Genomic DNA, 11,992 nt, shown 5'->3' on the forward strand with positions numbered 1-11,992 from the left:
TTTTACTTTATGAATTTTAAGGTTTCAATCAATATTATCTTAATATTTCCTTAATAATACTTTTATTTTTTTCAGTAAATCTTATCTTTTGGAATACGGTTTCCTTTATATTTTAAATAAAATAGCACTTTCTTTTTATTTTAATTAAAAGAAAGTGCTATAAAATAATTTTACATTAATTATTATTCATATCTTAAAGCTTCAATTGGATCAAGTTCCGCAGCTTTTTTCGCTGGATAGTATCCAAAGAAAACACCGATAAACATTGAAAATGAAAAGCTTATTAAAATTACTAGTGGAGATACCGTAGTAGCATAGCCCATTGCTTTCGAGCCTGCTGCCCCTGCTCCTAAACCAAGTAATATTCCTAAGATACCACCTATTGAACATATTATAATTGATTCAACAATAAATTGCATCTTGATATGGCCGCTCTTAGCACCAAGTGCTTTTCTAGTACCTATTTCCCTTGTTCTCTCTGTAACTGAAACAAGCATTATATTCATTACTCCAATTCCACCAACTACAAGTGATATTCCTGCAATAGCGGATATAGCTAAAGCCACTGTAGTCATCATTGTTGTCATGTTTTCAAGCATACTTTCCATATTACTTGCTGCTGCTTCAAACTTTGTATTTTTTACATAGAGCTTTGATAAATAATCTGATAATTCAGTTGTAAAAGTTTGAACATCTACATTATCTTTAGCCTTTATTGTAAATGTTTGATAATTTTTATTTGTTGCAGTTTTCTTAGCAACTGTAATTGGCACATATAAATCTGTTGTTAGATTTTCATCAGACGATGTTCTACTTCCACCTTGAGCTTTATATTTATATACTCCAATTATTGTATATGTGTGGATAGCGCTAGATGTATACACTTTTATCTTTTGATCTATAGGATCTACACCATCACCAAATATTTTTGATACTAATTTATCAGAAACTACTGCTACATCCTTAGCACCATCAATATCGTTTTGTAAAAGGTATCTACCTTCCGAAATTTCTATACTTTTAACATCTTTATACCCTACATTTGTGCCTACTGTGCTTATATTGGCATACGTTGTTTCATTTTTTACTTTACCTGAATCACCATTCTCTGACAAACTTAATGAACTAATTTTATCACTAAAGTTATCTTGTAACTCATTTATTTGCTGCATAGTCATAAGATCTGTATCCTTTGCAGTGCTGCTTGACTTTCCTTGTCTACCAAAACCACCTGGAGGCATACCGCCGCCTCCTGCTGCTCTTATAGCGCCGCCTGCTGGCATTCCTCCGCCTCCTTGAGCACCTCCTCTAGCTTGAGATCCGCCATTTCCTTGTTGGCCACCATTGCCCTGTTGCCCTCCTTTAGATTGAGATCCCCCATTTCCATTTTGTGTACTACCTGCTGAATTTTTTGAGTTCTGATTATTTGAATTATTTGTGCCTGTACTCGCTGTAGTATTTGTTGAACTTCTTTCTTGAACATTTACTGTAATATTTGTAGCACCCATTGAAGCCATTGAACTTGTCAAAGAAGATGTCATTGCATTTCCAACTGAAACAACACCAATTACAGATGCAATTCCTATTATTATACCAAGCATTGTAAGCAATGCTCGCATTTTATTTGCTCTAAGGCCTGCTATTGCAAGCAAAATATTTTCTTTTATAAACATACCTTTTCCTCTTCTCGGAATCTTCTATAATAATTTTTATTCAATTCTTCTGCTACTATATTGCCATCTTTTAGGGTTATAATCCTTTGAGTTTCATCTGCAAGCTCATTATTATGGGTAATGAGTACTATGGTCTTCCCTTCCTCTTCATGAATTTTGTGAAATAAATCCATTACCATTCTTCCAGTTGCAGAATCAAGTGCCCCTGTTGGTTCATCGGCAAGTATTATACTTGGATCATTTACAAGCGCTCTTGCAATTGCAACTCTTTGCTTTTGTCCTCCTGAAAGTTCATTAGGTTGATGAGACATTCTATCTTTCATTCCAACAAGCTCCAAAAGTTGTTCAGCTCGTTCTCTTCTTTCTTTTTTACCCATTCCACAATAAAGCATTGGTAATTCAACATTTTTTAAAGCTGAACTCCTTGGTATTAAATTATAGGTTTGAAATACAAATCCTATTTGCTTATTTCTTACTTCAGAAAGTCCATTATCTGAAATTTCATCAATATTTGTGCCATCCAACACATAGTTACCAGAAGTCGCTCGATCAAGTGCACCTATTATATTCATTAGGGTACTTTTACCAGAACCGGAGGTTCCAATAATAGATACAAACTCCCCTTCCTGCACTGTAATGTCAATGCCTTTCAATATATTTAATTCATTAGGAGTTCCAATGTAAAAGCTTTTTTTAATATTTTTCATTTCTATTATATTTCTAGCCAAAAATTTCACCTCCTACTTACTTGTTTTACGATTATATCCTTGAGTTTCAATTGTTATAGCATCTCCAACATGATAATTTGCTGGATCAGTAAGTATAAATAGTCCATCAGAAAGGTCTGAACCTTCAATTTCAACATTAGTAGAAGATTCTATACCTTTTGTAATAGGTATTTCTTTTACAACATATTGTTTATCTTGTTTTACTGCTGCATATACTACATCTTGTCCATTACTTTTAGTTACTGCTCCGTATGGTACTGAGTATACATCATCCTTCTCATCTGTAATAATATTTACTACTGAATTCATACCTACTTTTACTTTATCATTGTGACCAGTTAATTGTACTTTAACAGTAAAGGATACATCACTGCTTGTTGAATTACTTGTTGTACTAGTTGATGTACTAGTTTTTCCACTACTTGTACTAGTACTGCTAGTACTTGCACTTGCAGTACTAGATACAGGTTCAACACTTACTACTTGCCCCGGAATGATATCTGCCCCAGATGCATCTGTTGTTATTTCCACTCTTTGTCCAACTTTTACTTTTGCAACATCAGTTTCATCAACACTTGCATTTACTATTAAATTATTCAGGTCTTGAATTACAAATAACGCCCCCGATGCTTGTACTCCAACTACAGCATTAACATTAGTTACAGTACCATCTACTGTTGCTACTACTTGAGCATCTTCTAACTTCTTTTTCTTATCTTCATATGCAAGTCTGCTGCTTTTATCATTAGCAGTTGCTTGAGCTGATTCATATGCTGTTTTTGCTTCAGCTAATGATTGTTCAGCATTAACCTTTGTAGCTTCTAATGCTACAGTCGCTTTATCGTAAGCACCTTTAGCATTTTCATAATTTGTTTCTGCTGCACTTAAATCTTCTTTTGATATTTCCCCATTTTGAAACATTACCTTATCATATTCATAAGTCCTGCTTTTACTCTCCATATCAAGTTTTGCACTGTCAACGGCTTTCTCGGCATTTATTACATCAGTTTGTAAATTATTATCGTGCAAGTATTTTAGATTTTCATATTTTTGCTGCGCGCTTGCTAATGATAAATTATTTTTTTGTTCATTTGCAGCAAGTGTTTGTTCAGCTTCAGAAAGTTGTTCTTGCAAAGTTGATGTATCTATTGTTGCAAGAATATCGCCTTTCTTAACAACATCACCTATTTCAACGTTAATTGATGCAACATTATATTCTAAATTAGAATATATATTTGTAGAGTCTCCACTCTTTATTGCTCCTGATGAACTAATTGTTGATGCAATATTTGTTTTCTTAAGCACTGTATATTTAACACTGCTTTGTGTTGTTTTTGTTTTTGCAAATTTCACCTTATATATCGTAACCCCTAGAACTATTACAAGTAATACAGAAACTATACTTATAATCTTCTTTTTAGTAAAAAACTTTTTCTTAGCTAATCCTTTTTCTATTATTTCCTTACTTTCTAAACCTTTTTTATGAAATAACAACTTCAATTTAGTAACCTTCTTTCATTTCAATATACTTTAAATATTTCAAATAACACTCATTTCTTTTATTTATAAAATCAGCATTATCATTATCTAAAGTCAACTTAGCAGCATCTACATCATTTTTTGAAACAAATCCATAATCGTATTTTGTCTGAGTGATTTTGTATTCTGCTTGCTTTTGATTTATTACATCATAGCTGCTTTTTAGTGAATTATAAGAAGTAATAAGGTCATTATATTTTGACTTAAAGTCTGTTTCTGCAGTATCCATTAGTTTTTTTAGCTGACTGTTGGCATTTTCATACATATAATTATAAATATCTTCTTGATCCTTCTTATCGTAATCAGTTTCTTGATCTTCCAAATCATTAATGTCATCGTTTTGTACTTTTATATCTAAATTGTTGTCGAGCATTTGTTTCAAGTCATTTTCATAATTTATTTTAGCAATAACTTGAAAATCTGTAGTTATATCAGTATTAAATACTACTTTTTCTTCTGAACTAATTCCTAAAGTATTGCACAATTTAACTCTGTCAAGCTCCGTTGTATCCTGCGCTGAATTTAAATCATTAGCAGATGTATTTCCCTGTAATAAAGAAGTGTATTTATTTTTAGATATAAATCCACTATCATATTGAAGCTTATAAATCTGTTCTTTCTTTTCATTTTGATTTTTTGTATCTTCGGCTATAGTTTTTTTTGATAAATCATATAAATAAGTTATATATGCTTGTTGAGCTGCATAAACTTGATCTTCTACACCTTTATCATAATTATCTCTAGCAGTCTTCAAATCATCCTTTGCTTTGTCATACGCATCCTTAGCTGAATTATATTCATCCAAAGCTTTATTATAGGCTGTAGTATCATCATTACCGTTAGCATCCTTATAATCTTCTTGTTTTGGTTCAGTTTTTGAAGTATAGGTAGATTTGTCATCGTCGTATGTTTGTCTTGCAATTTTTAATTTGTTATCTAGAATCTTAATATCCAAGTTATTCTCAGTCATAATATCCCTTATGTTTTCTAATGATACTTTAATAGCACTATCATCTGACGTTTCAGTTGAGCTGTTGCTAGTTGTATCTGCATATGCATAAGGCATATTAAGTAATGATATGCTACTCGATGTTATTAAAGTGATTATTAAAAAACTTATACATGTTTTTTTCAATCTTGTCTCCTCCTCAATTTGTCACTTTAGAAAATTAAATTTGTAATTTCTTTCTATTATAATTGGTAATTCTAACTTTCACGTTACACATATATAAACAAAATATAAACCAATGTTAAATTTATGTTAAATATTTTTTGTAAAAAAAATATATTTGCAGCTAATATCTTAATAAATGAATATAATATTAACTGCAAATATAGTTTTTCTTAGTTTACATATTAAATCGATAACCAGCACCCCACACAGTTTCTATATATTCTGGGTTACTACTATCTATTTCAATTTTATCCCTTATTCTATTTATATGTACAGTAACTGTGGAGCTATCGCCTAAGGATTCCTCTCCCCAAATCCTATCTAATAAAGTATCCTTTGAAAAGACAATATTAGGATTTGAAGCTAGGAACATTAACAATTCAAATTCCTTATTTGCAAACTTAACTTCTTCTTCTCCAACATAAACTCTTCTCGCTTTAAGCAAGATTTTAACTCTTCCAATAATTATTGAACTTTTTTCATTATCAGTACTTTTTTCTAAAGTTGTAAGACGTTCATAACGTGAAATATGTGCGTTAACTCTTGCAACAAGCTCGCTAGGACTAAATGGTTTTACTATATAATCATCTGCTCCAATTCCAAGACCTTGTATCTTATATATATCTTCTTTTTTCGCTGTAACCAATAAAATTGGGATTTCTTTAAAAGCTCTTATTTCTTGGCAAATTTTAAAGCCGTCCTTACCTGGAAGCATAACATCTAGGAGAATCAAATCAAAATCTTTACTTAATGCTAATTCCAATCCCTTGTGTCCATCTTGGGCTATTTCTGTGTTAAACCCGGTTATTTCAAGATAATCTCTTTCTAATTCAGCAATACTTTCATCATCTTCTATAATCAATATTGTTTTCACTTTAACTCCTCCAATTCTCTCCTCTTATTCACTTGTATATTATAATTTACTATTTATTATTGATATTATATTTAGTTTTGATGTGGCTTTTTGGTAGGATTATCTTTATTATGAGACCATTGTCGTTATAAGCACTAATCTCTCCATCATGAGCTTCAACAATATGTTTTGCTATAGCTAGTCCAAGTCCGCTTCCTTCGTTAGGTTTTGTACGTGCAACATCTCCTCTGTAGAAGCTTGTAAATAATTTGGGTATATCTTCATTGGGAACACCTGTACCATTATCCCTTAGCTCTAAAATAATAAAATCATCTTTTTCATGCAAATTAATCTTAATGTTAACCTTTTTGTCTCCTTTATATTTCACACTGTTATCCATTATATTTAAGAGAACTCTATTCATCTCTTTCTGATCAAGCTTTACCATGGAATAATCACTACAATTACATTCCAATAAAACTCCCACTTCTTTTCCATAAAACTCCTTCTTAGTGCACTCATAGAAGCTTTTTATATATTCTTTTATACTTATTATGCTGAATTTAAATGGAAATTGGCCTGTATCCAGCTTTGAAAATAAAAATAGACTATCAACTAATATATCCATATCACAGGCTTTCGTGTAAATTGTATCTAAGTATTTTTTTTGCCTTTCAGGAGTATTGGCAATCCCATCACGCAAACCTTCAACATAACCTTTTATAGCAGTTAATGGAGTCCTTAAATCATGAGAAATCCCCACTACCAATTGCTTTCTATTCTCCTCATATTTTAACTGCATCTCTACTGAATCCTTTAAACGCATTCTCATTTCATTAAAATCACTGCACACCTGCTTAAATTCATCGTCACTATCATAATTCATCTCGAAATCAAGATTTCCATTTTTTATTTGCTCAGCTCCATAACTTAAAAGTTCTAAAGGTCTTATTAGCTTTCTATAAATTCTGCTAGATAATACAGCATTAGTTATAGTTACAACGATTAAGGAAATTACAAAAACAATAGCTATATAACTTATCATAAAAGAAGCTATTTCACTTTTAAAGTCAAATCTTATTGGTTTATAAGATGAGTTGATTGCAATTATATTAACAATCTTATCATCCTTTTTAAAACTATTCTTAACTAAAGATGTAGTATTCATTTCCAAAACTAACGAATTAGATTGAAAAAGTATATTATCTCCTATTATTGAAATAGCTTCTTTATCTGCATCAGTAATATTTGATGATATTATTTCCCCATCGTATGTAATTATCAAATGATATCCTTTAGGGGTAAGAAACTTTTGCAATGTATCTGGCAATTTAGCAAAATCATTTTTATTTTCAAAGTTTTTCATATCAGGTCTTAAACTTTGTTGAATGAAGTATGCATTTGGATCGCGTTCCCTATCACTGGCAAATTTACTTTCATATGCATTTGAAAATGGTATATACATTATTCCAGCAATGAAAAGTATCATAACTACGGGTATTATCAACATAAGAATATTTGAAATTGTAAGCCTTTTTTTTATTCTCATAATAATTCCTCAATTAATTTTTTATCTACAACTAAGTCTGATAAATCAATCTTTTCAGGATTAGTAAGTAAGGAAAACTCTTTAATCCATATGTTACCATCAATTACTTTACATTCATTAATTTTTTCAGTCGGATTTTCATCATATACTTCTTCCAATTCTTTTGTTTTCGTAAGAACAGCAATCCTTCTGCATGGTTCTTCAGATTGGTCATAAATATTAAAAAAACTATTATATGAATCAAATGTCTTTACTGAAGTTACAACTTTTAAAAACAACCTATATTTTAGGGTCGCCTCTTTTGCATTAATATATTCTTTATCCATTTTTTTACTCTCCCTATATATTGATATGTTAAATTATCTCATAGGGTTATAACTATTTCAATAATGATTATGTACTTATGATTTACCTTTGCGCATAATAGATTAATCATTTAAACTAACTAATCTCCTTAATTCCTCTACCTCCTCTTCACAGAGATATCTCCACTTGCCTATATCCATATCATTAATTATTATATTCATAATTCTAATTCTTTCTAATTTTATAACCTCAAAACCTAAAGCTCCACACATCTTACGAATCTGCCTATTAAGCCCTTGGGTTAATATTATTCTAAATGAATTTTCGTTTATTCTAAAAACCTTGCAAGGTCGTGTTTTGACAATATTAGCTTTGTTCTTACTTAAACTATTTAATTGAATTGTATTCAATTTGTTAATGCTTTCCTTCGTTAATAAAACTTTTTCATTAATTTCATTTTTTTTAATACCAAGGGTATCACTTATTCTTTTAATACCTGAACCTTCATTGCCAGTAATATTAATCCCTTGAGATAATTGCTTTACGAAATCACCACTAAAACCTTTATTAACCTCAACGATATATTCCTTCTCATGCATATTATCACATTCTAAAATTTCGTTAGCTAACTCGCCATCATTTGTCATAAGAATAAGCCCTTGTGAGTCTTTATCTAATCGTCCAACTGGGAAAATGTACTGAGGATATTTTATAAAATCAATTATATTATTATCTACATTTTTTTCTGCTGTGCAAGTAATCCCAACCGGCTTATTTAATGCAATATATATTTTTTTCTTTGGCAAAACACGACTATCATCAAGCATTATTTCATCTGATTCTTCAACCCACTGTCCTAATTCACAATATTCACCATTTACTTTTATTCTTTTTTCCTCGATTAATTTATTTGTTTCTTTTCTAGAACAAATTCCATAATTACTAAACAGCTTATTTATTCTCATTTTTTAATTTTCCTTTCAAGTTTATAAAATCAAATTAATATATTAATTTAGTAGAATTGTTTTTTCTAGCCCAAATGCTTCCTCGTATAAGTTAATTGTAGCAGAATACCACCTAGTCTAGCTATAATAACAGTTAAAGTAAAAATACATTGCCGTAAATAAATAAAGCTCAAATCTTTAAAGTAAGATTTAAGCAAATAGTTAATTATATTTCTTTTACCCATATAGAGTAAGAGCCATCCCGCACACTAAAAACACCGCATCCATTATTATCTATTATTACTCTTGCTTGGCACTGGTTACTTAGATCTATCCACGTTTCTCCAATATGCTTATGTCCGACATACATGGTTTTCATACCTCCAGTGTTAACTGTAATTACAGCTGCAAGTCCAGAATCTTTATGATCATCGTCTCCTTCTCGTGTCCAACCTATAATAGAAGCATCATCCATATAATCGTGCTGTTCTCCATATGCAAAATTCTTCCTTGCTTTCAAAAGTATATCCAGTTTATCTTTCAATCCTTGAAAATTCTTCTCTGGTATGCCATAATAATCTCCATAAAAAACACATGGGTATCCTTCCTTCCTAGTTAATATAAATGTATAAGCCAATAGTTTAAACCAAGGTTGTACCCATGATTCTAATGATTGCCCAAGTTGAGTATCATGATTATCAACAAAAGTAACTGCTTTGTCTGGCCTTATTTTTAAAAGAGTATTATCTGTTAATTTTCTCATGTCAAAATTTCCAAAAGAATTACTGGCACTATAAAAATTAAAATGTAGTGGCACATCAAATAAATTCATGCTGTTATTACTTTTTTCCATATAATAATTTAATTTATTAACATCATGGGTCCAATATTCTCCAACTGCAAATAATTCTTTTTTACTGTTTTCTCGAATATTCTTAAGCCATTTTGAAAAAAAATCAAATCTAATATGTTTAATAGCATCCAATCTAAAACCATCTACCTTTGTTTGCTCTAAGTACCATTGTCCCCAATTATTTAGTTCATTAATTACATTTGGGTTGTCCATATCTAAATCTGCAAACATTAAAAAATCATAATTCCCATTTTCTAAATCTACATCCTCTTCCCATTCTTTACCTTCAAATTTAAAAATACCGTGTTCCTTTGAAATATCATCAAAATCTACACCATCAAAGTCTTTTGCACGCCATTGGTACTTAGAGTACTTATTACCTCTACCTGGAAAATTAAAAACAGTATGTGCTCTAATTTCTCTTTTCTCACCTATGTATTCATTTCTATTACTATCTGAAACTGGCCTTGCAAGCACAATTTCTGATTCATCAGCTCCTGCTTTATGATTAAATACTACATCTCCATAAATTTTAATATTATTCTTATGGGCAGCCTCAATAGCTTTTAAATATTCATTCTTAGTACCGTATTTTGTTCTAACAGTTCCCTTTTGATTAAATTCTCCTAAATCATATAAATCATATGCCCCATAGCCAACATCATAAATTCCATTTGTTGCTTTATAAGCTGGAGGAAGCCATAGGGCCGTTATCCCGACACTTTGTAACTCTTCAGCATTTTCTGCAATCTTATTCCAAAGAGACCCATCACATGGATAGTACCATTCAAAATATTGCATCATAGTTTCGTTTATTGTAACATTTTTAAGAACTTGTTGTGATTTCTCTTCAAATTCTATTTTTTTTACAACTTCCTCTAAAGCCTCTAAATGTTTTAATTTATAGGATTTATTTATTTTAAATGGTCTTTTTAATATTTTATTTTCTTTTACTAAATCTTTTTTTAAATTTTCTACTCCAACTTTAATTGATTCATCAATATTTAAATCTTTATCTTCGTGATTTTTATATTCAATTATCTTATCTTCATCTTCTTGTGCTTCATTAATATCTATTGATTGTATTTTTTCTTCTTTACTCTCATTTTCAATATTTCCAGGTTCATCTTTTGTATAATCTTTATATTTTAATATTTTTTCTTTAAAAATATCATCAATTCTTAATTCTTGAAGTTTCAATTTTATTGCCTTACTAATCTTCCCCATTTTTTACCCCCAGTAAATATAATTTCTGTAACGAAATTATATAAATATTCGTTTATACCATTTTCTTTAATATTACTTTTTAGCAGTCTCTTAATTTAAATTATACCACATTTTTCTACATATGTTTTTCAAGGGAAATTCTTAACATAAAAATAAAGGTTAATTTATAAAAAATTACCCTCTATTTTAATTCCAATATATTTAATTCAAAACAGGATTTAGCTATTTTTTAATAACTGGCCTATTTGTTCATTAGTAAATTCATATTTAGTATTGCAGAAATTACAAACAATTTCTTCAGTTTTCTTATCATCATATATTTCTTGAAGTGTTTCTTTACCTACTGAAATTAATGCTTTTTCTACCCTGTCTCTAGAGCAATCACATTTATATTCCGGGTTTATTGATTCTAATATTTTTAAATCCATACCGTCAAATATAAATTCTAAAATTTCTTCGATAGTCTTTCCTTCACTAATTAATGTAGTTATTGGTGGAATTTCTTCTAATCTATATGTAACTACATCCGCAAGAAGGTCATCTGCACCTGGCATCATCTGTACAATGAATCCTCCTGCTGCTTTAATAGATAAATCTCTATCTACTAATACTCCAAGTGATACTGCCGATGGCGTTTGCTCTGATACTGTAAAATAGTATGCAAAATCTTCTGCAATTTCACCAGTTTGAATCGGCACTTGTCCAACATATGGATCTTTAAGCCCTAAATCCTTTATTACATATAAAATACCATCTGTACCAATAGCGCCCCCAACATCTAATTTACCCTTTTCATTAAGAGGCCTATTAATATATGGATTACCTATAAACCCTTTAACAGATGCATCATTATGACCTGTTACAGTAATTCCTTTTGCTTCTCCATTTCCATTTATCTTTAATGTTATAACTTCTTTTTCATTTTTTAAAGTTGTTCCCATTATTGCACCAGCAGTCAACATTCTACCAAAAGCAGCTGCTGCAACAGGTGTACATTCATGTATCTTGCTTCCATAGTTTACTAATTCAGTAGTAATTCCAGCAATTATTCTAACCATTCCATCTTTTGCAGTTGCTTTAATTATCTTATCTTGCATATTTGTTTCATCTCCTACTTAGTTTAGTTAAGAGTTAACAGTTAAGAGT

At 30.3% G+C, this 11,992-nt stretch carries 10 protein-coding genes; all 10 read right to left on the bottom strand.

What is annotated here, in order from left to right; all coding sequences use genetic code 11:
* Positions 1 to 182: 182 nt before the first annotated feature.
* The gene (locus COL3_RS07635; RefSeq protein WP_008420682.1) at positions 183 to 1,673 is read right to left on the bottom strand and encodes an ABC transporter permease; all 1,491 of its coding nucleotides are present in this window, start codon (positions 1,671 to 1,673) and stop codon (positions 183 to 185) included.
* Entirely contained in the window at positions 1,664 to 2,401 is a 738-nt protein-coding gene (locus COL3_RS07640) for an ABC transporter ATP-binding protein (RefSeq protein WP_008420684.1), read from the bottom strand. Before COL3_RS07640 ends, COL3_RS07635 begins: the two co-directional genes overlap by 10 nt.
* Positions 2,402 to 2,413: 12 nt before the next feature.
* The gene (locus COL3_RS07645; RefSeq protein ID WP_008420687.1) at positions 2,414 to 3,901 is read right to left on the bottom strand and encodes an efflux RND transporter periplasmic adaptor subunit; all 1,488 of its coding nucleotides are present in this window, start codon (positions 3,899 to 3,901) and stop codon (positions 2,414 to 2,416) included.
* 1 nt (position 3,902) lies between these two features.
* Positions 3,903 to 5,075 (bottom strand): TolC family protein, encoded by a 1,173-nt coding sequence (locus COL3_RS07650; protein WP_008420689.1) that lies wholly within the window; start codon positions 5,073 to 5,075, stop codon positions 3,903 to 3,905.
* A 214-nt stretch (positions 5,076 to 5,289) separates the two neighbouring features.
* Positions 5,290 to 5,988 (bottom strand): response regulator transcription factor, encoded by a 699-nt coding sequence (locus COL3_RS07655; protein ID WP_008420691.1) that lies wholly within the window; start codon positions 5,986 to 5,988, stop codon positions 5,290 to 5,292.
* Between the two features lie 49 nt (positions 5,989 to 6,037).
* On the bottom strand, positions 6,038 to 7,516 hold the full coding sequence (locus COL3_RS07660; protein ID WP_008420694.1) for an ATP-binding protein: 1,479 nt from the start codon (positions 7,514 to 7,516) through the stop codon (positions 6,038 to 6,040).
* Complete coding sequence (locus COL3_RS07665; RefSeq protein ID WP_008420697.1) at positions 7,513 to 7,842, bottom strand: hypothetical protein; 330 nt, start codon at positions 7,840 to 7,842, stop codon at positions 7,513 to 7,515. The genes COL3_RS07660 and COL3_RS07665 overlap by 4 nt, the downstream gene beginning before the upstream one ends.
* A 102-nt stretch (positions 7,843 to 7,944) precedes the next feature.
* A complete protein-coding gene (locus COL3_RS07670; protein ID WP_008420699.1) occupies positions 7,945 to 8,787 on the bottom strand; it encodes a pseudouridine synthase in 843 nt (280 codons plus the stop codon).
* A 205-nt stretch (positions 8,788 to 8,992) separates the two neighbouring features.
* Positions 8,993 to 10,846 (bottom strand): alpha-amylase, encoded by a 1,854-nt coding sequence (locus COL3_RS07675; protein ID WP_008420702.1) that lies wholly within the window; start codon positions 10,844 to 10,846, stop codon positions 8,993 to 8,995.
* Between the two features lie 218 nt (positions 10,847 to 11,064).
* Positions 11,065 to 11,943, bottom strand: a complete 879-nt coding sequence (gene hslO, locus COL3_RS07680) for an Hsp33 family molecular chaperone HslO (protein WP_008420703.1) — start codon at positions 11,941 to 11,943, stop codon at positions 11,065 to 11,067.
* Between the last annotated feature and the right edge of the window lie 49 nt (positions 11,944 to 11,992).

The organism is Clostridium sp. LS (assembly GCF_002760435.1).
In the GTDB taxonomy this organism is placed as follows: Bacteria; Bacillota; Clostridia; order Clostridiales; family Clostridiaceae; genus Clostridium.